Source organism: Xanthomonas theicola (genome assembly GCF_014236795.1).
In the GTDB taxonomy this organism is placed as follows: Bacteria; Pseudomonadota; Gammaproteobacteria; order Xanthomonadales; family Xanthomonadaceae; genus Xanthomonas_A; species Xanthomonas_A theicola.
Genome location: NZ_CP049017.1, coordinates 3,149,139 through 3,168,505 on the forward strand (window position 1 = coordinate 3,149,139; position 19,367 = coordinate 3,168,505).

The window sequence follows — 19,367 nt, forward strand, 5'->3', positions numbered from 1 at the left end:
GGCCGCGCACGCACAGCGATCAGGCGCTGAGCAGGCGGTTCCATTCGGCGACGCGGTCGGCCTTGGCCGCCAGCACCGCATCGGCGTCGCCTTCGAGGGCGACCTTGTTGATCACATCGCCCTGGACGACGCTGTCGACCACGTCCAGGCCCTCGATCACCTTGCCGAACACGGTGTGCTTGCCGTCCAGCCAAGGGGTGGCGGTGTGGGTGATGAAGAACTGGCTGCCGTTGGTGCTGGGGCCGGCGTTGGCCATCGACAGCACCCCGCGCTCGTGGCGCACGCCGTTGTCGGTCTCGTCCTCGAAGCGGTAGCCCGGGCCGCCGCGGCCGGAGCCTTCCGGGCAGCCGCCCTGGATCATGAAGTCGGCGATCACGCGGTGGAAGGTCAGCCCGTCGTAGAAGCCGCGCTCGGCCAGGTTCACGAAGTTGGCCACGGTCAGCGGCGCCTTGTCGGGATACAGCTCGATCTTGATCGGGCCGCGGGCGGTGTCGAAATGGGCGATCAGGGACATGGGACTCCTTGGAAACGAGGGCGTCATGGGGGGCGCATAGGATACATGGCGGCCTGCTTGGCCCGCTTCCGGCACCCGATCACGGGACTGAGCGCCACCGCCGCCATCCTGAACCGGCAGGCGGGCCGGGATCCAGGTATGATAGACGGCTTACTTTCCTTTCTTTCCGGCGCCGGTTGGCCCCCTTTCGCATGTCCATCGAAAATCTTCGCAATATCGCCATCGTCGCCCACGTCGACCACGGCAAGACCACCCTCGTCGACTGCCTGCTGAAGCAGTCCGGCACCCTGTCCGAGCGCACGGTGCTGGCCGAGCGCGTGATGGACAGCAACGATCAGGAAAAGGAGCGCGGCATCACGATCCTGGCCAAGAACACGGCCATCACCTGGCAGGGCAACCGCATCAACATCGTCGACACCCCCGGACACGCCGACTTCGGCGGCGAAGTGGAGCGCGTGCTGTCGATGGTGGACTCGGTGCTGATCCTGGTCGACGCGATGGACGGGCCGATGCCGCAGACCCGCTTCGTCACCCAGAAGGCGTTCGCGATGGGCTTCAAGCCGATCGTGGTGGTCAACAAGATCGACCGCCCGGGCGCGCGTCCGGACTGGGTGATCGACCAGGTGTTCGACCTGTTCGACAAGCTCGGCGCGACCAACGAGCAGCTCGACTTCCCGATCGTCTACGCCTCGGCGCTGCACGGCTACGCGAGCCTGGACGACAGCGCGCGCGAAGGCGACATGACCCCGCTGTACGCAGCGATCATGAAGCACGTGGCGCCGCCGCAGGTGGACCCGGACGGTCCGTTCCAGATGCGCATCAGCCAACTGGACTACAACAACTTCGTCGGCCTGATCGGCATCGGCCGCATCCAGCGCGGCAAGATCAAGAAGAACATGCCGGTCAGCATCGTCGACCGCGAGGGCAAGAAGCGCCAGGGCAAGATCCTGCAGGTGCTCGGCTTCATGGGCCTGGAGCGGGTGGAAGTGGAGGAAGCCGAGGCCGGCGACATCGTCGCCATCTCCGGTGTGGCCGACATGAGCATCTCCGACACCATCTGCGCGCTGGACGCCCCCGAAGCGCTGCCGGCGCTGACCGTGGACGAGCCGACCATCTCGATGACCTTCCAGGTCAACAATTCGCCGTTCGCCGGCAGCAAGGACCACAGCGGCGGCAAGTTCATCACTAGCCGCCAGATCCGCGAGCGCCTGGAGCGCGAGACCCTGCACAACGTCGCGCTGAAGGTCGAGGAAGGCTCGGACCCGGACAAGTTCCTGGTCTCCGGCCGCGGCGAGCTGCACCTGTCGGTGCTGATCGAGAACATGCGCCGCGAAGGCTTCGAACTGGCGGTGTCGCGCCCGGAAGTCATCGTCAAGGAGATCGACGGCCAGCAGATGGAGCCGGTCGAGCAGCTGGTGGTGGACATCGAAGAGCAGCACCAGGGCGGCGTGATGGAGAAGCTGGGCATCCGCAAGGGCCAGCTGAAGAACATGGAGCCGGACGGCAAGGGCCGCGTGCGCCTGGACTACATGATCCCGGCGCGTGGCTTGATCGGCTTCCAGAACGAGTTCCGCACCCTGACCCAGGGGTCGGGCCTGCTGTTCCACGTGTTCGACCACTACGGCCCGAAGGAACAGGGCGCCATCGCCAAGCGCCAGAACGGCGTGATGATCGCCAACGCCGCCGGCGCCACCCCCGCCTACGCGCTGGGGCCGCTGGAAGAGCGCGGCCGCCTGTTCGCCGCCGAAGGCGACAACGTGTACGAAGGCCAGCTGGTCGGCATCCACTCCAAGGACAACGATCTGACCGTCAACGCGATCAAGACCAAGCCGCTGACCAACATGCGCGCGTCGGGCAAGGACGATGCGATCAAGCTGACCCCGGCAATCAAGTACACCCTGGAGCAGGCGCTGGACTTCATCGAGGACGACGAACTGGTCGAGGTCACCCCGAAGGAAATCCGCCTGCGCAAGAAGTTCCTGACCGAAAGCGATCGCAAGCGCGCCGGTCGCGGCGGCTGATCGCCGACCTCCCGTGGCCAGCAAGAAGGCGTACAACCCGGATCCGCACGCGCATCCGGGCCTGCACCTGATCGCACTGCTGGAGGCCGGCAAGGGCCTGCTGGCGGTGCTCGCGGCCACGGGCCTGGAACTGATGGGCCCGCTGCCGCTGCGCGCGGCGGTGGACCGGCTGATCGTCCGTTTCAGCCTGGACCCGGAGCACGGCGCGCTGCCGTCGCTGCTCACCATGATCAATCCGGGCGCGTTGCATCTGGCCGCGGCCGGCATGCTCGCCTATGGCGTGCTGCATATCGTCGAAGCCTGGGGCCTGTGGCGCGCCAAGGCCTGGGCGTCGATGCTGGGCTGCATCTCCGCCGCCATCTATTTGCCGTTCGACATCTACGCGATCGTGCGCCATCCCGGCTGGGCGTCCTGGGCGGTGTTGGCGATCAATCTCGCCGTGGTCGGTATCCTGGCCCGTGACCTGGTCCGGCGCCGGCGGCGTTCCGCGCGCTGAGCGCAAGCCGGCGCGGCAGGTGGCCGGCTATTCCAACCCGGCCCCATGCTATTGAGTCCAGCGACGGACTGCCGTTGGCCGGGACCGCCTGGTATCCACTGGCGCGACTGGCGCGCTTGGAACGAGCCACACCTGATCGAACCGGATTGCGGCGTTTTCCACGTCTGTTCCAGCAGCCAGCGGGAGCGGGCGCCAGGTGGCCTCGCGCGCCATCGGCCGCGGCAAGCGCTCCCGAGTACGCCGTCGCGATCCGGGTCGCTCGTGCCCGCGTCATTGCCAGCAGGCAGATGAAAAACATGCCTTCGGCCTTCGGCCTTGGGCCATGCGCCACGCAACAGCACATGCGCCAAGCAAGCGATGGCGGCAGGGCGATGCCACCGCGCAGGGCGGGGCTACACCGCGCCCGGCCCCGGTGCGGCCAGATCCGCCGCCACCGGCGGCGCCGGCGCGCCGTCCTCGGCGCCGGGCGAGCGCATTGCCGCCGAATCCAGGGACGCGGCCGGCGCCGGCCGCAACGGCGGTGCCGCTTCCGACGCGATCTCCGCGCGCATCCTCGGCAAGGCATACGGGTGGTCGCGGGTCAGGAAATCGATCATCCGCTCGCGCACGATGCAGCGCAGGTCGAACGCATCGCCGGAATTGCGCGCGCTGACCAGCAGGCGCACCTGGATCGTGCGCTCGCTGGTCTCGGTCACCTGGGTCACGCAGACGCGTCCGTCCCACAGCGGTTCGCTCTTGCAGATCCGCTCCAGCTCGGCGCGCAGCTGCGCCATCGGCGTGCGGTAGTCCAGCCACAGGAATGCGGTGCCGAGCAGGTCGGCGCTGCTGCGGGTCCAGTTCTGGAACGGGTTCTCGATGAACCAGGTCAACGGCACCACCATGCGCCGCTCGTCCCAGATGCGCACCACCACGTAGGAACTGCCGATCTCCTCGATGCGGCCCCACTCGCCTTCGACGATGACCACGTCGTCGAGCCGGATCGGCTGGGTCAAGGCGATCTGCAGGCCGGCGATCAGGTTGCCGAACACCGGCTTGGCGGCGATACCGGCGACCAGGCCGATGATGCCCGCCGAAGCCAGCAGCGTGGTGCCGATCTGCCGTACCGCCGGAAAGGTCAGCAGCACCACCGAAGTACCGAGCAGGATGATCGTGCCCATCGCCACCCGCGCCAGCACCCGGGTCTGGGTCTGGACGCGGCGCGCGGCTAGGTTGTCGGCCACCTCGATCGGATAGCTGCGCAGGATCGCCGCTTCCAGTGCGGCGGCGCCACGCACCAGCAGCCAGGTCACGCAGGCGATCATGCCGATGTGCAGCAGATGCTGCAGGTCGGTCAGCGCGCGCTCGTCCAGCGGCGTGGATTCCAGCGCGAAACTGAGCATCAGCATCGGCAGCAGGAAGGCCATCGGCACGCTGATGACGCCGATGACGCGGGCGCGGCGGTAGTCGCGCCCGCGCATGCGCTGCGCGATGCCCAGCAGCAGCCACCAGGCGAGGAAGCCGAGCACGACCGCGGCGCCGATCGGCAGCGTGTAGGTACGCCACGGGATCCAGTCGAGATCCAGAGTCAAGATGCGCTCCTTGAAGGGGGAGAAGTCGCGACAGCGTGGCAAAGCAAGCATGAGCGCGATGTCGAGCGACGCGGCGTGGCGCCGGCGCGACGCGACGCGACGCGACCCAGCGGCATGCGCGCCGGCGGCGTGAATGCGAGCGGTGTGCGCACAGATCATCGCGACGCCACACAGATCCTGGCGCAGCCCGGCGGCGACACCGGCGTTCACAGTCGCAGCACGCGCGGCTCTCGCCTGACAACAGGCGCTCTCGCCCATGTTCCCGCAGAAGTGGCTGCCGATGGTCCGCCCTCGGTCGCGCCCGGGAGCAGGCGCGGCGATGCGCGCATGGTGCACGCCGCGCATCCGCACGCGCGCAGCGGCGGCAGGGCGAGACGTCAGTCCATCGTCAGCGGCACGCTGCGCCCGTTCTGCTTGCGCACGATCGCCAGCGCGATCTCCAGCGACTGCTCGTAGTTCAGCCGCGGATCCACGCTGGAGCGGTAGGCCCGCTCCAGGTCGCGCTCGGTCAGCTCGCGCGCGCCGCCGGTGCACTCGGTGACGTCCTCGCCGGTCAGCTCCAGGTGCACGCCGCCCAGCCGCGTGCCGGCCGCGGCATGGATGTCGAACGACTGCTCCACCTCGCCCAGTACGTTGTGGTAGCGCCGCGTCTTGTAGCCGTTGCTGGTGCTCTCGGTATTGCCGTGCATCGCATCGCACACCCACAGCACGCGGCGGCCGTCGCGTTTCACCGCGTCCAGCAGCGGCGGCAGCTTCTGCGCGATCTGCGCCGCGCCCATGCGATGGATGAAGGTCAGCCGGCCCGGTTCGTCTTCGGGATTGAGCACGTCGATCAGGCGCAGCAACTGATCCGGCTGCGCCGACGGCCCGACCTTGATCGCGATCGGATTGCGGATGCCGCGGAAATATTCCACGTGCGCGCCGTCCAGCGCCGCGGTGCGCATGCCGATCCACGGATAGTGGGTGCTGAGGTTGAACCAGCCCCATTGCCGCGGCACCTCGCGGGTCAGCGCTTCCTCGTACGGCAGCAGCAGCGCTTCGTGCGAGGTATAGAAGTCGACCCGGTTGAGGTTGTACAGCTGCGCGCCGGACAGGGTTTCCATGAAGCGCACCGCATCGCCGATCGAGGCCACCATCTTCTGGTAGTCCTCGGCCAGCGGCGAATAGCCGACCCAGCTCAGGTTCCAGTACTCGGGATGGTGCAGGTCGGCGAAACCGCCGTCGATCAATGCGCGCACGAAGTTCATCGTCATCGCCGAACGGGAATGCGCGGTGATCATCCGCCGTGGATCGGGCACGCGCGCCTGCGCGGTGAACTCCGGGCCGTTGACCACGTCGCCGCGGTAGCTGGGCAGGGTCACCCCGTCGCGGGTCTCGGTGTCGGCCGAGCGCGGCTTGGCGTACTGGCCTGCATAGCGCCCGACCCGCACCACCGGCAGGCGCAATCCATGCACCAGCACCAGGCTCATCTGCAGCAGCACCTTGAGCCGGTTGGAGATCGTGCCCGACTCGCAATCGCTGAAGTTCTCCGCGCAATCGCCGCCCTGCAGCAGGAAGCGCTTGCCTTCCTGCGCCTCGGCCAGTTGCTTCTTCAGCGCGAAGATCTCCCACGAGGTGACCAGCGGCGGCAGGTGGCGCAACTCGCCCAGCGTCGCCTCCAGCGCCTGCGCGTCCGGATACACCGGCATCTGCAGCGCGGGTTTGCCGCGCCAGCTGGCAGGCGCCCAGGACGGCTGGGCGGATTCGGGCGCGACCACGGGGACGGACAGGTTCATGAAAGGACTCCTTGGCAGCCTGCGATGTTCGCAGAGCCTGGCCGCGACGCAAAGCACTGCGTGACGCGGTTGCGCAGCCGTCGCCACCGCCGCGGCAAGGACATGAACGGCAGGCAAAGTGCGCATGGCAGGCATGACTTCCGGCCTACGTCAAAGCCACCGCGAAAGCAGAATGTTACTAAATAACAAATCTTTCCCCCCGTCCACTCCAGGTCTCGCCCCCGCCATGACGCCACGCCCCCTCTCCGCCGCCATCGCCCTTGTCCTGCTGGCCGCGCCCAGCCTCGCGTTCGCTACCGATGCGGCCAGCACCGACGCCGGCCCCGAACGCACCACCGACCTGGATGCGGTCACCGTCACCGCCAAGCTGGAAGCGGCGCGCAACGCGCTGTCGCCGGACATCGGCAGCAGCCAATACGCGATCACGGCCGAGGACATCGAGCGGCTGCCGCTGGGCGCCTCCACCCCGCTCAACCAGGTACTGCTGCAGGCGCCGGGCGTGGTCCAGGATTCCTACGGCGGCATCCACGTGCGCGGCGACCACGCCAACCTGCAGTACCGCATCAACGGCGTGCTGATCCCCGAGTCCATCTCCGGCTTCGGCCAGAGCCTGGACCCGCGCACCATCAAGAGCGTCAAGCTGCTCGACGGCGCGCTACCGGCACAGTTCGGCGACCGTACCGCCGCGGTGGTCGACATCACCACCAAGAACGGCGTGGAACTGGGCAACGGCGGCAGCGTCGGCATCACCGGCGGCTCTTTCGGCACGATCAACCCGAATGCCTCCTGGCGGGGCAGCAACGGCCGCTGGAGCTGGTTCGCCAGCGGCAACTACGCGCAGAACAAGATCGGCCTGGAGAACCCGGTCGACAGCCGCACCCCCAAGCACGACAAGTCGCACCAGGGCAAGGGCTTCGCCGACCTCAGCTACCTGGTCGACGAGGACACCCGGCTCAGCCTGCTGGTCGGCTACGCCAACAACCGCTTCCAGATTCCGAACAATCCCGGGCAGACCCCGGCGTTCGACTACCTGGGCACGACCGACTTCGACTCGTCCACGCTCGACGAGAACCAGCGCGAGAACACCCGCTTCGGCACGCTGGTCCTGCAGGGTTCGCTCGGCGCCACCAGCTACCAGCTGTCGGCCGGCCAGCGCTACAGCAGCGTCGCGTTCTCGCCGGACATCGCCGGCGACCTGATCTTCAACGGCGTCGCCTCGCAGGTGGACCGCAGCAACCGCGCCAACACCGTGCAGGCCGACTTCTCGACTCCCTGGGGGGCCTCGCACACCCTGCGCTACGGCGTGTACGGCAACTTCGAGCACGCCATCGCCAGCAACGACTCCTATGTCTTCCCGGCCGATGCCGACGGCAAGCAGACCAGCAATGCACCGCTCTTCATCGCCGACGCCAGCCGCTTCCACGCCAGCACCTACGCGCTCTACCTGCAGGACGAGTGGAAGCTCGGCGACGACTGGACCGTGAACTACGGCGTGCGCGGCGACCGCTACAAGGCGTTCGGCAACACCCAGGGCCAACTCAGCCCGCGCCTGGGCGTGGTCTGGCGCGCCAGCGAGGACACCACCGTGCACGCCGGCTATGCGCGCTATTTCACCCCGCCGGCCAGCGAACTGATCTCCACCAGCGACATCGCCCTGTACGACGGCACCACCAACCAGCACTCGGTTGCCGGCGGCGCGACCACCCCGCTGAGCGAACGCAGCGACTATTACGATCTTGGCATCTCGCAGGCGGTCGGCGAGCACCTGACCCTGGGCCTGGACACCTACTACCGCAAGGCCGACCGCCTGCAGGACGAAGGCCAGTTCGGCGCCGCCTACATCTATTCCACCTTCAACTATCGCGACGGCCGCATCCGCGGCGCCGAGTTCAGCGCCGACTACAACAACGGGCCGCTCACCGCCTACTTCAACGTCGCCTACAGCAAGGCGATGGGCAAGCAGGTCATGACCAACCTGTACAACTTCGATTCCGACGCACTGGCCTACATCCACGACAACTGGATCCACCTGGACCACGATCAGAAATTCACCTCTTCCGGGGGGGTCAGCTACGCGATCGCCGACGACAGCAGGATCGGCGCCAACTACCTGTTCGGCAGCGGCCTGCGCACCGATGCCGACGGCGTGCCCAACGGCGGCGAACTGCCGTCGTACTTCCAGCTGAACCTCAGCGCCGGCCACGATTTCGCGCCCGGCGCGCATCCGCTGCATGCGCAACTGGCCGTGCTCAACGTGCTCGATCGCAGCTACCAACTGCGCGACGGCGGCGGCATCGGCGTGTTTGCGCCGCAGTGGGCGCCGCGCCGCGGCGTGTACCTGAGCCTGCAGCAGGACTTCTGAGGCAGGCGTGGAAGCGGCAGGCCGGCCCGTGGGACGGGCAGGCCTGGCACCGGGGAAGGTTGCCTCGCTGTCGCCGCCGCGAGCCTGGTCCAGTCCTGCGCCCCAGGTATTCAAGCAAGCGCCTAAAGCAAGCGTGGAAGGTCCCTGTAGGAGGGGCTTCGGCCCCGACCAATGTCGGAGCCGACGCGATCCGACTTCGTTCGTCGCGGCTGAAGCCGCTCCTGCGGATTCAATTCGCGATCGTCGTCGCCCGCCACTGAATCGGGCGACGCTTTCCCCCGCGACGGTACCGAATCGCAACGATCTCAGTGCAGCGGACGCCGACTGGCCTTGAACCCGGCATACAGCGCGAACAGCGCCAACAGCACGAAGCAGATCAGGCACCACATCGGCATCGACAGGCCCAGGAAGCGCCAGTCGATATTGCCGCAGTCGCCGGTCCCGGTCAGGACCCGGCGCATCGCCTCGAACGGTCCCAGCGTCTCGCGCAGGAAGCCCAACGGCGGACCGCACGAGGCCATCGGATCGGGAAACAGCTGGACCGACACGTGCTTGCCGGCGATGCCGGCGCCGGCCGCCGCGGCGAGGAAAGCGAGCACGCCATAGGCCTTGCGTCCGCCGCTGCGGGCCGGACCGTGCACCGCGCCGAGCAGGAACAGCAGCCCCAGCGCAGCGAACGCGATGCGCTGGAAGATGCACAGCGGGCAGGGCTCGATGCCCAGTTGCAGTTGCACGTAGATCGCATAGCCCAGCAACGCGGCACAGATCGCGAAGCCGAGCAGGAACTGCGCGCGGAAACTCCAGCGTAACGGGTTCATCGGGTCGGGCTCAAGTGAACGAACCGGCATTATCCGCCATCGCCTGCATCGCCACCATGTGCCGAACGGCGCGGGAGGGGGACGCGACGGCAACGCATGCAGCGCGTGCACGGGAACCGCCCGGTGCGGCGGATTGCGCCGCCGCGGGCACAGAAACAAAAACAAAAAAGCCCGGACATGCCGGGCTTTTCTGCTGCCGCGCGGAGGGCCGGATTACTCGGCCACTTCCTCGGCCACCGCGGTCGGGCGGTCGACCAGCTCGACGTACGCCATCGGCGCGTTGTCCCCGGCGCGGAAGCCGCACTTCAGGATGCGCAGGTAGCCGCCCGGACGCGACTGGTAACGCGGGCCCAGCTCGACGAACAGCTTGCCCACCGCTTCCTTGTCGCGCAGGCGCGAGAAGGCCAGGCGGCGGTTGGCGACGCCATCGACCTTGGCGATGGTGATCAGCGGCTCGGCGACGCGGCGCAGTTCCTTGGCCTTCGGCAAAGTGGTCTTGATCAGCCCGTGCTTGAACAGCGAGGCCGCCATGTTGGAGAACATCGCCTGGCGATGGGCGCTGGTGCGGTTGAACTTGCGGCCGGATTTCTGGTGACGCATGGTCTTGGTTCCTGGATGAATGGTGAAACGACTGGGATTCGCTGTCGCCTTCCTGGCGTTGGAGCACGGACTGCGGATGGCCCTTGGCCGCCCGTCCTGGACGACCGGCAGCGTGGGCGTTCAGGCCCATCGCTGCGGATAACGCTAAAACGCGGTTCCCCGCATGGCGCGCATGCGGGGAACCGGTGTCGCCTGGATCAGCCGAGCATGCCGTGCTGGGCGACGCCGGCCGGCGGCCAGTTCTCCAGCTTCATGCCGAGCGACAGGCCGCGCTGAGCCAGCACTTCCTTGATCTCGGTGAGCGACTTCTTGCCCAGGTTCGGAGTCTTGAGCAGCTCCACTTCGGTCTTCTGGATCAGATCGCCGATGTAGTAGATGCTCTCGGCCTTCAGGCAGTTGGCCGAACGCACGGTCAGCTCCAGATCGTCGATCGGGCGCAGCAGCACCGGATCGACGCCGCTGCTGGCCGGCTTGGCCGCGCCGCGATCGCGATGGGTGAAGTCGCCGAACACCGACAGCTGGTCGCTGAGGATGTCGGCGGCGGTGCGCACCGCTTCCTCGGCGTCGATGGTGCCGTTGGTCTCGATGTCCAGGACCAGCTTGTCCAGGTCGGTCCGCTGCTCGACGCGCGCGGACTCGACCGCGTAGGCGACACGGCGCACCGGCGAGAACGACGCATCCAGAACCAGGCGGCCGATGGTGCGGGTTTCCTCGTCCGGACGGCGCCGCGCGGCGGCCGGCTGGTAGCCGAAGCCGCGCTCGATCTTCAGACGCATGTTGATCGCCGTATCCTTGGTCAGGTGGCAGATCACGTGGTCGTTGTTGAGGATCTCGACGTTGTGGTCGGTCTTGATGTCGGCGGCAGTGACCGTGCCCGGGCCCTGCTTGGACAGCGACAGCGTGGCGCTGTCGCCGGTGTGCATGCGGATGGCCACGTCCTTGAGGTTGAGCAGGACCTCCAGCACGTCCTCCTGCAGCCCTTCGACCGTGGTGTACTCGTGCAGCACGCCGTCGATCTCGACTTCGGTGATCGCGAAGCCGGGGATCGAGGACAGCAGCACGCGACGCAGGGCGTTGCCCAGCGTATGCCCATACCCGCGCTCCAAGGGCTCGATTACGACCTTGGCGCGGTTGTCGGTAAGGCGTTCGATCTGCGGCCCACGGGGGCGCAGAACCTGGTTGGCGGTAACCGTCATGTTGCGGGTTCTCCTGACGAGCCTCCGTTGCCGGAGGCTCTCCAATGTGATTACTTCGAATACAACTCGACGATCAGCGCTTCGTTGATGTCGGCAGGCAGGTCCGCACGATCCGGCACCGCCTTGAAGACGCCGCTGAACTTCTTCGAATCGACCTCGACCCAGGACGGGTTCAGGTCATGCGTTTCGGCGACGGTCAGCGCTTCCTGCACGCGCAACTGCTTCTGGGCCTTTTCCGACAGGGCGATCGCGTCGCCGGCCTTGACCTGGTAAGAGGCCAGGTTCACCGACTTGCCATTGACCAGCACGCCACGGTGCGACACCAACTGGCGCGCGGCCGGACGGGTGACGGCGAAGCCCATGCGGTAGACGACGTTGTCCAGGCGGGTTTCCAGCAGCTGCAGCAGGTTCTCGCCGGTGTTGCCCTTCTTGGTCGACGCCTTCTTGTAGTAGTTGCGGAACTGACGCTCCAGCAGGCCGTAGATGCGCTTGACCTTCTGCTTCTCGCGCAACTGGGTGGCGTAGTCGGACAGCTTGCCCTTGCGGGCGGTCGCGCCGTGCTGGCCGGGCTTCTGCTCCAGCTTGCACTTGGAATCCAGCGCACGTGCCGGGCTCTTGAGGGAAAGATCGGCGCCTTCGCGGCGCGCGAGCTTACAGGTAGGACCGATATAACGAGCCATTTCTTATCGCTCCTTTAGACGCGACGCTTCTTCGGCGGACGGCACCCGTTGTGCGGGATAGGCGTCACGTCGATGATGTTGGTGATCTTGTATCCGACGTTGTTCAACGAACGGACGGCGGACTCGCGACCCGGACCCGGGCCCTTGATGCGCACTTCCAGCGACTTCACGCCGTAGTCGAGCGCAGCGCGCCCGGCCTTCTCGGCGGCCACCTGCGCCGCGAACGGCGTGGACTTGCGCGAACCGCGGAAACCGGCGCCGCCGGAGGTCGCCCAGGACAAGGCGTTGCCCTGGCGATCGGTGATGGTCACGATGGTGTTGTTGAACGAAGCGTGAACGTGGGCGACGCCGTCGGTGACGACGCGCTTGATCTTCTTCTTGGTCTTTGCTGCTGCGGGCTTGGCCATGTCTGTCCCTTACTTCCTGATCGCCTTGCGCGGGCCCTTGCGGGTGCGGGCGTTGGTGCGGGTGCGCTGACCGCGCAGCGGCAGGCCGCGACGATGGCGCAGGCCGCGGTAGCAGCCCAGGTCCATCAGACGCTTGATGGCGATGCCCACTTCGCGACGCAGGTCGCCTTCGACGATGTACTTGCCGACTTCGAGGCGCAGGCGCTCGATTTCCGGCTCGGACAGGTCACGGATCTTGGTGGTCGAGGTCACGCCTGCGGTTTCGCAAACCTTCTTCGAACGGGTACGGCCGATGCCGAAAATGCTTTGCAACCCGACCCAGACGTGCTTCTGGGCTGGCAGGTTGACGCCTGCAATACGCGCCATGACGCGGTTCTCCAACTGAAAAGGATGGCCCGACGGCGCGCCGCGGCGCCATTCCGGCAGGATGATCAAAAAGTGAACTTGTAAGTGTAGCAAGGTCTCGGGTTACATGGAAGCCCGTGGAACCTTTCGGTTCCGCAGGCCCGGCATGGGGAGTGTGCCCATGCTCCGGCGCCGGATGTCGTTGGCCGGGCGAGGATCCGCCCGTGCCGCCCGCGCTACTCCAGCGCAGGGCCACCACATCTCACCCACGCACGAGACCGCTGCACGGGCCGCCCTTCAAGTCGGAAGACTGCGCCTGGGAACCAGGGGCGTCTTCGCGGAAGGAAATCGAATTGTACAATCAACCGCGGGCGAGACCGCCGCGCGAGCCGCCCTTGAGGTTGGCCTTCTTCAACAGGCTTTCGTACCTGTGCGACATCAGGTGCGCCTGGATCTGCGCGATGAAGTCCATCACCACCACGACCGCGATCAACAGCGAGGTGCCGCCGAAATGGAACGAGGTGCCGAACTGCGCGCGCATGATTTCCGGCAGCAGGCACACGATCACCAGGTACAGCGAGCCGGCGGCGGTCAGGCGGGTCAGCACGCCGTCGACGTAGTCGGCGGTGGCCTTGCCGGGACGGATGCCGGGAATCAGCGCGCCGGACTTCTTCAGGTTGTCCGCGGTCTCCTGCGAATTGAACACCAGCGCGGTATAGAAGAACGCAAACCCGATGATCAGCGCGGCGAACACGATCATGTGCACCGGCTCGCCCGGGCCCAGCGCGTTGGCGATGCGCTGCAACCAGCTGCCGAAGGTGCTGTTGGACGCGGCCTGCCCCGACCACATCGACAGCGTCGCCGGGAAGGCGAGGATGCTCGAGGCGAAGATCGGCGGAATCACACCTGCCATGTTCAGCTTCAACGGCAGGAACGAGGTCTGGTTCATATACGCGTTGCGGCCGCCCTGGCGGCGCGCGTAGTTCACCGTGATCCGGCGCTGCCCGCGCTCCACGAACACCACGAACAAGGTGAAGGCCAGGATCGTCAGCACGATCAACAACAGCGAGATGAAGCTCATGTTGCCGTCGCGGTAAGCCTCCACGGTCTGGATCGACGCCGCCGGCAGGCCGGCGACGATGCCGGCGAAGATGATGAGCGACACGCCGTTGCCGATGCCGCGCTCGGTGACCTGCTCGCCGACCCACATCAGGAAGATGGTGCCAGCGGTCAGCGCGATCACCGCGGTAAGCACGAAACCCATGCCGGGGGCGTACACCACCGGAGCGCCGCCGGGTGCCGTCTGGTTCTGCAGCGCGAGCGCGATGCTGCCGCCCTGCACTACCGCCAGCAGCACCGCGCCGATGCGCGAATACTGGGTGATCTTGCGCCGGCCGGATTCGCCCTCCTTCTGCATCGCCTTCAGCGACGGGAAGATGTGCGTGGCCAGTTGGATCACGATCGATGCCGAGATGTACGGCATCACGTTCAGCGCGAAGATGCTGAAACGGTGCAGGGCGCCGCCCGAGAACATGTTGAACATGTCCACGATGCCGCCGCCCTGCGCCTGCATCAGCGCAAGCATGGCTTCGGGATTGACGCCCGGCACCGGTACGTAGCAACCGATGCGATAGACGACCAATGCGCCGAGAACGAACAACAGGCGCTGGCGAAGCTCCGTGAACTTGCCGAGCCCGCCGCCGAGGTTACCCATGCCAGCCTGCGCCATCTGCGTGTTACTCCTGCACGCTGCCGCCGGCAGCTTCGATTGCCGCCTTGGCACCGGCGGTCGCCGCAATGCCCTTGAGCACGAACTTCTTGCTCAGCTCGCCCTTGAGCACGACCTTGGCCTGCTTCGCGGTGCTCGGGACCAGCTTCGCGGCGCGCAGCGCGGCGAAATCGATCTCGCCTTCCGGCAGGTTGTCGAGCTGGTAGGACAGCACCTCGGCGGTATCCTTGGCGATCTTGGAACGGAAGCCGATCTTCGGCAGACGACGCTGCATCGGGGTCTGGCCGCCTTCGAAGCCGGCCTTGATCTTGCCGCCGCCCTTGCGCGCGAACGAACCCTTGTGGCCGCGGCCGCAGGTCTTGCCCAGGCCGGAACCGATGCCGCGGCCGACGCGGGTACGCTCGGTACGGGCGCCAGCGGCGGGCTTGAGATCATTGAGTTGCATAGTCATGGTCGATTACTCCTCAACCTGGACGAGGTACTGAACCTTGTTGATCAGTCCGCGCACCTGCGGGCTGTCCTTCAGTGCGCGCACATCGTTGAGCTTGTTCAGGCCCAGCGCACGCACCGACAGGCGGTGACGCGACTGGGTACCACGCAGGCCGCGCACCAGGCGCACCTTCACCGTCTTGTTGGACTCATTAGCCATGGTTGAGTTCCTCCACCTTCTTGCCGCGCTTGGCCGCGATCCGCGACGGCGACTGCATGTCTTCCAGGCCGCGCAGGGTGGCGCGCACCAGGTTGATCGGGTTGCGCGAACCGACGGCCTTGGCCAGCACGTTCTTGACGCCCACCGCTTCCAGCACGGCGCGCATCGCGCCGCCGGCAATGACGCCGGTACCTTCCGACGCCGGCATCATGAACACGCGCGCCGCGCCGTGGCCGGACTTCACCGGGTGCCACAGGGTGCCGTTGTTCAGGTCGATGTTGAGCATGCCCTTGCGCGCATACTCCATCGACTTCTGGATCGCGACCGGCACTTCGCGCGCCTTGCCGTAACCGAAACCGATCTTGCCGTTGCCGTCGCCGACCACGGTCAGCGCGGTGAAGGTGAATTGGCGACCGCCCTTGACCGTCTTGCTGACGCGGTTGACCGCGACCAGCTTTTCGATCATGCCGTCGTCGACTTTCTCTTCGCGGTTGCGGTCGCGATCACGCCCCCGCGGTGCACGCTGTTCTTCAGCCATTGCGTATTCCTTGGTAGTTGAAAGATTGACGGCTTGCATGCCGCTTGTCGTTGTTGACTGGAACTGTGTTCCCCGGGCGCGCGCACAAGGCGCGCCGAGGTCCGATGCAACCCGCATCGGCAGGCCGGGTGCGGCACAAATGCCGCCTCCGCAAGGATCAGAACTGCAGGCCGCCTTCGCGCGCGGCGTCGGCCAACGCCTTGATGCGGCCGTGGTAGCGGTAGCCCGAGCGGTCGAAGGCGACCTTCTCGATGCCCGCGGCCTTGGCGCGCTCGGCGATCAGCTTGCCCACCTTGGCGGCGGCCTCGCTGTTCTTGCCGCTCTTCAGGCCGTCCTTGACGTCGGCCTGCAGAGTGTTCGCCGCAGCGATCACCTTGGAGCCGTCGGCGGTGAAGACCTGCGCGTACAGGTGCTGGCCGGTGCGCAGCACCGACAGGCGGGCGACGCCGAGTTCACGGATGTGGGCGCGGGTCGACTTGGCGCGGCGCAGGCGGGCGATGTTCTTGTTGATGCTCATGGTATGTGTCCTACGGAAGCTGAAGGAGAACAGGCTTTTGCATTGAAGAGTCCGGCCATGGATGGCCGGGCTCCTAGCAGAAGGACCTGCCTTATGCCTTCTTGGCTTCCTTGCGAATGATGACTTCACCGGCATACTTCACACCCTTGCCCTTGTAGGGCTCCGGCGGACGGAAACCACGGATCTTGGCGGCGACTTCGCCGACGCGCTGCTTGTCGGCGCCCTGCACCACGATCTCGGTCTGAGTCGGGGCGGCCAGGGTGATGCCGTCCGGCGCCTTGAACACGACCGGGTGCGAGAAACCGAGCGCCAGGCTCAGGTCCTTGCCCTGCATCGTGGCGCGGTAGCCGACGCCGACCAGTTCAAGCTTGCGCTCGAAGCCTTCGGACACGCCGTGCACCATGTTCGCCAGGATCGCGCGGACGGTGCCGGTGATGGCGATCTGCGACGGCTCGTTCGCCGACAGCGTGGCGACACCGTTTTCCTGCTTGATTTCGACGCCAGCGGGCTTGGGCAGCGACAGCGTGCCCTTCGGGCCCTTGACGCTCACCAGCTCGGACTGGACATTCAGTTCGACGCCTTTCGGGAGGGAGATCGGCTTCTTGGCTACGCGGGACATGTCAGTACTCCTTCCCTTAGGCCACGAAGCACAGGACTTCGCCACCGACGCCGGCCTGACGGGCCTGCGCATCGGTCATGATGCCCTTGGACGTGGAAATGATGGCAACGCCCAGGCCGCCGAGAACCTTCGGCAGCTCGGCCTTGCCGCGATACTGGCGCAGACCCGAACGCGACACGCGCTTGAGCGTATCAATGACCGGACGGCCCTCGAAATACTTCAGCACGATTTCCAGTTCGGACTTGTTGTTCTCGATCGCGTTGACGCGCAGGTCGCTGATGTAGCCTTCGCCCTTCAGCACTTCTGCGATCGCAACCTTGATCTTGGAGGACGGCATTTTCACCGTCGGCTTGCCGACCGCGGCCGCATTCTTGATGCGGACCAGCAGGTCGGCGATGGGATCAGTCATGCTCATGGTGTCTACCTTTGAGTGCACCGATATCCGCTTTCGCGAAAATCTTGTGATGTGAAGCCGTGGAATGAAGCTGTGATGTGGAGCGCGAACGTTCTGGAGAAGGCCAGGGCCTTTTTGCCACGCCCCCTGCCAGCCGCAGGCAAGGGGCGAATTATACGACAAGAAGTCCGACTTCCGTCGGACTCGTTGGTTGAACCGCTGGCGGGTACGCAACTACCCTGCTGCCCGGGCTCCGCGAATGGAGCCGGGGCCGCCGGTCGTTACCAGCTGGCCTTGCGCAGGCCCGGCACGTCGCCGTTCATCGTCGCCTTGCGCAGCATGTTGCGGCCCAGGCCGAACTTGCGGTAGACACCGCGCGGGCGGCCGGACAGCTCGCAACGGGTGCGCTGGCGGCTCGGCGACGAATCGCGCGGCAGCTTCTGCAGCTTGACCACGGCCTCGGCCTTCTCGTCGTAGGACGAGCTGTCGGCGGCGATGATCTTCTTCAGCGCGTCGCGCTTGTCGGCGAACTTCTTCGCCAGCTTCTTCCGCTTGATGTCGCGGTTGACCATGGAGGTCTTTGCCATTGTCTAACCCTTAATTACGGAACGGGAACTTGAACGCTTCGAGCAGCGCCTTGGCTTCGGCGTCGGTCTTGGCGGTGGTGGTGACGGCGATATCCATGCCGCGGATCGCATCGACGGCGTCGAAGTCGATTTCCGGGAAAATGATCTGTTCCTTCACGCCCATGTTGAAGTTGCCGCGACCGTCGAACGAGCGACCCGAAACACCGCGGAAGTCGCGCACGCGCGGCAGCGAGATGTTGATCAGGCGATCCAGGAACTCGTACATCTTGGCGCGACGCAGCGTAGTCTTGCAGCCGATCGGCCAGCCATCGCGGATCTTGAAGGACGCCACCGAGACACGGGACTTGGTGACCACCGGCTTCTGGCCGGAAACCTTGGCCATGTCGGCCACGGCGTGTTCCAGGATCTTCTTGTTCGTCGCCGCCTCGCCCACGCCCATGTTCAGGGTGACCTTGACCAGCTTCGGCACTTGCATCGGATTGGTGTAACCGAACTTCTTCATCAGAGCCGGTACCACTTCTTCCTTATAGATCTTTTCGAGACGGGAATTCATTGGGTCATTCCTCAGGCGTCGAGCGCCTCACCGCTGGAGCGGAACACACGCAGTTTGCGTCCATCCTCCAGCACCTTGAAGCCAACGCGCTCGCCCTTGCCCGTTGCCGGGTTGACGATCGCCACGTTGGAGATATGGATCGACGCTTCGCGCTCGACCACGCCGCCGGCGACGCCTGCCTGCGGGTTCGGCTTGGTGTGGCGCTTGACGATGTTCGCGTTGGAGACGATCACCCGATCGCCGTCGATGCGGACGATTTCGCCCTGCTTGCCCTTGTCCTTGCCGGTGGTGACGACGACTTGGTCGCCCTTCTTGATACGGTTAGCCATGTGTATGTCCTCCGCTCACAGCACTTCAGGAGCGAGCGAGACGATCTTCATGAATTTCTCGGACCGCAGTTCGCGGGTCACAGGCCCGAAGATGCGCGTGCCGATCGGCTCCTGCTTGTTGTTGAGCAGCACCGCCGCGTTGCCGTCGAAGCGGATCAGCGAACCATCCGAACGACGCACACCCTTGCGGGTACGCACCACGACGGCGTCGTAGACTTCGCCCTTCTTGACCTTGCCGCGCGGGATCGCGTCCTTGACGGTGACCTTGATGATGTCGCCAATGTGCGCGTAACGGCGCTTGGAGCCGCCGAGCACCTTGATGCACATCACTTCCTTGGCACCGGAGTTGTCGGCGACGTCGAGGTAGCTCTGCATCTGGATCATGATTCAGCTCTCCCTTATCCGGCCGAACGGGCGACGATTTCAACCACCCGCCAGTTCTTGGTCTTGGACATCGGCGCAATCTCGGTCACGCGCACGAGATCGCCTTCGTTGCAGGTGTTGTCGGCGTCGTGGGCATGGAGCTTGGTCGAGCGCTTGATGTACTTGCCATACAAGGCGTGCTTGACCTGGCGCTCCACCAGCACGGTGACGGTCTTGTCCATCTTGTTGCTGACGACGCGGCCTTCGACCGTGCGCAGCGTCTTGCTTTCGTTAGTGTCGCTCATGG

General features: G+C 66.0%; 24 protein-coding genes. 3 read left to right on the plus strand and 21 right to left on the minus strand.

Annotated elements, in window-relative coordinates:
• Nucleotides 1–19 precede the first annotated feature (19 nt).
• Nucleotides 20–514 carry a peptidylprolyl isomerase gene (locus G4Q83_RS14705; protein ID WP_128420156.1) on the minus strand — a complete coding sequence of 165 codons (495 nt, stop codon included), beginning with the start codon at nt 512–514 and terminating at the stop codon, nt 20–22.
• Nucleotides 515–705: 191 nt separating this feature from the next.
• Here G4Q83_RS14705 and typA point away from each other — a divergent pair, with 191 nt between their 5' ends.
• Both typA and G4Q83_RS14715 read left to right on the plus strand, forming a co-directional pair.
• Nucleotides 706–2,535 carry a translational GTPase TypA gene (gene typA / locus G4Q83_RS14710; RefSeq protein WP_128420157.1) on the plus strand — a complete coding sequence of 610 codons (1,830 nt, stop codon included), beginning with the start codon at nt 706–708 and terminating at the stop codon, nt 2,533–2,535.
• A gap of 13 nt (nt 2,536–2,548) precedes the next feature.
• Nucleotides 2,549–3,031 (plus strand): DUF2127 domain-containing protein, encoded by a 483-nt coding sequence (locus G4Q83_RS14715; protein WP_128420158.1) that lies wholly within the window; start codon nt 2,549–2,551, stop codon nt 3,029–3,031.
• A 392-nt stretch (nt 3,032–3,423) separates the two neighbouring features.
• Here G4Q83_RS14715 and G4Q83_RS14720 read toward each other — a convergent pair whose 3' ends face one another.
• Both G4Q83_RS14720 and G4Q83_RS14725 read right to left on the minus strand, forming a co-directional pair.
• Entirely contained in the window at nt 3,424–4,593 is a 1,170-nt protein-coding gene (locus G4Q83_RS14720; protein ID WP_185817441.1) for a mechanosensitive ion channel family protein, read from the minus strand.
• Between the two features lie 383 nt (nt 4,594–4,976).
• Nucleotides 4,977–6,374: a class II 3-deoxy-7-phosphoheptulonate synthase gene (locus tag G4Q83_RS14725; protein ID WP_128420160.1), complete on the minus strand. Its 1,398-nt coding sequence runs from the start codon at nt 6,372–6,374 to the stop codon at nt 4,977–4,979.
• 226 nt (nt 6,375–6,600) lie between these two features.
• Between G4Q83_RS14725 and G4Q83_RS14730 the strand changes: the two genes are divergently transcribed.
• Nucleotides 6,601–8,736 carry a TonB-dependent receptor gene (locus tag G4Q83_RS14730; protein ID WP_128420161.1) on the plus strand — a complete coding sequence of 712 codons (2,136 nt, stop codon included), beginning with the start codon at nt 6,601–6,603 and terminating at the stop codon, nt 8,734–8,736.
• A 305-nt stretch (nt 8,737–9,041) separates the two neighbouring features.
• Here the strand turns inward: G4Q83_RS14730 and G4Q83_RS14735 are convergent, their stop codons facing one another.
• The 18 genes from G4Q83_RS14735 to rpsQ form a co-directional block, all read right to left on the minus strand.
• Nucleotides 9,042–9,554 (minus strand): disulfide bond formation protein B, encoded by a 513-nt coding sequence (locus tag G4Q83_RS14735; protein ID WP_128420162.1) that lies wholly within the window; start codon nt 9,552–9,554, stop codon nt 9,042–9,044.
• A gap of 213 nt (nt 9,555–9,767) precedes the next feature.
• Entirely contained in the window at nt 9,768–10,154 is a 387-nt protein-coding gene (rplQ, locus tag G4Q83_RS14740; RefSeq protein WP_128420163.1) for a 50S ribosomal protein L17, read from the minus strand.
• Nucleotides 10,155–10,351: 197 nt separating this feature from the next.
• Nucleotides 10,352–11,350 carry a DNA-directed RNA polymerase subunit alpha gene (locus G4Q83_RS14745; protein ID WP_128420164.1) on the minus strand — a complete coding sequence of 333 codons (999 nt, stop codon included), beginning with the start codon at nt 11,348–11,350 and terminating at the stop codon, nt 10,352–10,354.
• Between the two features lie 50 nt (nt 11,351–11,400).
• The gene (rpsD, locus tag G4Q83_RS14750; RefSeq protein WP_128420165.1) at nt 11,401–12,030 is read right to left on the minus strand and encodes a 30S ribosomal protein S4; all 630 of its coding nucleotides are present in this window, start codon (nt 12,028–12,030) and stop codon (nt 11,401–11,403) included.
• A 14-nt stretch (nt 12,031–12,044) separates the two neighbouring features.
• Entirely contained in the window at nt 12,045–12,437 is a 393-nt protein-coding gene (rpsK, locus tag G4Q83_RS14755; RefSeq protein WP_003470632.1) for a 30S ribosomal protein S11, read from the minus strand.
• 9 nt (nt 12,438–12,446) lie between these two features.
• On the minus strand, nt 12,447–12,803 hold the full coding sequence (rpsM, locus tag G4Q83_RS14760) for a 30S ribosomal protein S13 (RefSeq protein WP_128420186.1): 357 nt from the start codon (nt 12,801–12,803) through the stop codon (nt 12,447–12,449).
• Nucleotides 12,804–13,143: 340 nt separating this feature from the next.
• A complete protein-coding gene (secY, locus tag G4Q83_RS14765) occupies nt 13,144–14,511 on the minus strand; it encodes a preprotein translocase subunit SecY (protein WP_128420166.1) in 1,368 nt (455 codons plus the stop codon).
• Nucleotides 14,512–14,518: 7 nt separating this feature from the next.
• Complete coding sequence (gene rplO, locus G4Q83_RS14770) at nt 14,519–14,962, minus strand: 50S ribosomal protein L15 (RefSeq protein ID WP_128420167.1); 444 nt, start codon at nt 14,960–14,962, stop codon at nt 14,519–14,521.
• Between the two features lie 6 nt (nt 14,963–14,968).
• Nucleotides 14,969–15,160, minus strand: coding sequence for a 50S ribosomal protein L30 (gene rpmD, locus G4Q83_RS14775; RefSeq protein ID WP_128420168.1), 192 nt, complete (start codon nt 15,158–15,160; stop codon nt 14,969–14,971).
• Nucleotides 15,153–15,698 (minus strand): 30S ribosomal protein S5, encoded by a 546-nt coding sequence (gene rpsE, locus G4Q83_RS14780; protein ID WP_104557639.1) that lies wholly within the window; start codon nt 15,696–15,698, stop codon nt 15,153–15,155. The genes rpmD and rpsE overlap by 8 nt, the downstream gene beginning before the upstream one ends.
• A 157-nt stretch (nt 15,699–15,855) precedes the next feature.
• The gene (gene rplR / locus G4Q83_RS14785) at nt 15,856–16,215 is read right to left on the minus strand and encodes a 50S ribosomal protein L18 (RefSeq protein ID WP_128420169.1); all 360 of its coding nucleotides are present in this window, start codon (nt 16,213–16,215) and stop codon (nt 15,856–15,858) included.
• Nucleotides 16,216–16,306: 91 nt separating this feature from the next.
• Nucleotides 16,307–16,834, minus strand: a complete 528-nt coding sequence (rplF, locus tag G4Q83_RS14790; protein ID WP_128420170.1) for a 50S ribosomal protein L6 — start codon at nt 16,832–16,834, stop codon at nt 16,307–16,309.
• Nucleotides 16,835–16,850: 16 nt separating this feature from the next.
• A complete protein-coding gene (gene rpsH, locus G4Q83_RS14795; protein WP_128420171.1) occupies nt 16,851–17,249 on the minus strand; it encodes a 30S ribosomal protein S8 in 399 nt (132 codons plus the stop codon).
• A gap of 260 nt (nt 17,250–17,509) precedes the next feature.
• Nucleotides 17,510–17,815, minus strand: a complete 306-nt coding sequence (gene rpsN / locus G4Q83_RS14800; protein WP_128420172.1) for a 30S ribosomal protein S14 — start codon at nt 17,813–17,815, stop codon at nt 17,510–17,512.
• A 10-nt stretch (nt 17,816–17,825) separates the two neighbouring features.
• Nucleotides 17,826–18,368 (minus strand): 50S ribosomal protein L5, encoded by a 543-nt coding sequence (gene rplE, locus G4Q83_RS14805; RefSeq protein ID WP_128420173.1) that lies wholly within the window; start codon nt 18,366–18,368, stop codon nt 17,826–17,828.
• A gap of 11 nt (nt 18,369–18,379) precedes the next feature.
• On the minus strand, nt 18,380–18,697 hold the full coding sequence (gene rplX / locus G4Q83_RS14810) for a 50S ribosomal protein L24 (protein ID WP_128420174.1): 318 nt from the start codon (nt 18,695–18,697) through the stop codon (nt 18,380–18,382).
• A gap of 15 nt (nt 18,698–18,712) precedes the next feature.
• Nucleotides 18,713–19,081 carry a 50S ribosomal protein L14 gene (rplN, locus tag G4Q83_RS14815; RefSeq protein WP_128420175.1) on the minus strand — a complete coding sequence of 123 codons (369 nt, stop codon included), beginning with the start codon at nt 19,079–19,081 and terminating at the stop codon, nt 18,713–18,715.
• A 14-nt stretch (nt 19,082–19,095) separates the two neighbouring features.
• Complete coding sequence (gene rpsQ, locus G4Q83_RS14820; RefSeq protein WP_128420176.1) at nt 19,096–19,365, minus strand: 30S ribosomal protein S17; 270 nt, start codon at nt 19,363–19,365, stop codon at nt 19,096–19,098.
• Nucleotides 19,366–19,367 lie beyond the last annotated feature (2 nt).

Bases quoted from the DNA above. Each gene is read 5' to 3' on its own strand.
- G4Q83_RS14705 (WP_128420156.1), bottom strand. From the start codon at position 514: ATGTCCCTGATCGCCCATTTCGACACCGCCCGCGGCCCGATCAAGATC.
- typA (WP_128420157.1), top strand. From the start codon at position 706: ATGTCCATCGAAAATCTTCGCAATATCGCCATCGTCGCCCACGTCGAC.
- G4Q83_RS14725 (WP_128420160.1), bottom strand. From the start codon at position 6,374: ATGAACCTGTCCGTCCCCGTGGTCGCGCCCGAATCCGCCCAGCCGTCC.
- G4Q83_RS14730 (WP_128420161.1), top strand. From the start codon at position 6,601: ATGACGCCACGCCCCCTCTCCGCCGCCATCGCCCTTGTCCTGCTGGCC.
- G4Q83_RS14735 (WP_128420162.1), bottom strand. From the start codon at position 9,554: ATGAACCCGTTACGCTGGAGTTTCCGCGCGCAGTTCCTGCTCGGCTTC.
- rplQ (WP_128420163.1), bottom strand. From the start codon at position 10,154: ATGCGTCACCAGAAATCCGGCCGCAAGTTCAACCGCACCAGCGCCCAT.
- G4Q83_RS14745 (WP_128420164.1), bottom strand. From the start codon at position 11,350: ATGACGGTTACCGCCAACCAGGTTCTGCGCCCCCGTGGGCCGCAGATC.
- rpsD (WP_128420165.1), bottom strand. From the start codon at position 12,030: ATGGCTCGTTATATCGGTCCTACCTGTAAGCTCGCGCGCCGCGAAGGC.
- rpsK (WP_003470632.1), bottom strand. From the start codon at position 12,437: ATGGCCAAGCCCGCAGCAGCAAAGACCAAGAAGAAGATCAAGCGCGTC.
- rpsM (WP_128420186.1), bottom strand. From the start codon at position 12,803: ATGGCGCGTATTGCAGGCGTCAACCTGCCAGCCCAGAAGCACGTCTGG.
- secY (WP_128420166.1), bottom strand. From the start codon at position 14,511: ATGGCGCAGGCTGGCATGGGTAACCTCGGCGGCGGGCTCGGCAAGTTC.
- rplO (WP_128420167.1), bottom strand. From the start codon at position 14,962: ATGACTATGCAACTCAATGATCTCAAGCCCGCCGCTGGCGCCCGTACC.
- rpmD (WP_128420168.1), bottom strand. From the start codon at position 15,160: ATGGCTAATGAGTCCAACAAGACGGTGAAGGTGCGCCTGGTGCGCGGC.
- rpsE (WP_104557639.1), bottom strand. From the start codon at position 15,698: ATGGCTGAAGAACAGCGTGCACCGCGGGGGCGTGATCGCGACCGCAAC.
- rplR (WP_128420169.1), bottom strand. From the start codon at position 16,215: ATGAGCATCAACAAGAACATCGCCCGCCTGCGCCGCGCCAAGTCGACC.
- rplF (WP_128420170.1), bottom strand. From the start codon at position 16,834: ATGTCCCGCGTAGCCAAGAAGCCGATCTCCCTCCCGAAAGGCGTCGAA.
- rpsH (WP_128420171.1), bottom strand. From the start codon at position 17,249: ATGAGCATGACTGATCCCATCGCCGACCTGCTGGTCCGCATCAAGAAT.
- rpsN (WP_128420172.1), bottom strand. From the start codon at position 17,815: ATGGCAAAGACCTCCATGGTCAACCGCGACATCAAGCGGAAGAAGCTG.
- rplE (WP_128420173.1), bottom strand. From the start codon at position 18,368: ATGAATTCCCGTCTCGAAAAGATCTATAAGGAAGAAGTGGTACCGGCT.
- rplX (WP_128420174.1), bottom strand. From the start codon at position 18,697: ATGGCTAACCGTATCAAGAAGGGCGACCAAGTCGTCGTCACCACCGGC.
- rplN (WP_128420175.1), bottom strand. From the start codon at position 19,081: ATGATCCAGATGCAGAGCTACCTCGACGTCGCCGACAACTCCGGTGCC.
- rpsQ (WP_128420176.1), bottom strand. From the start codon at position 19,365: ATGAGCGACACTAACGAAAGCAAGACGCTGCGCACGGTCGAAGGCCGC.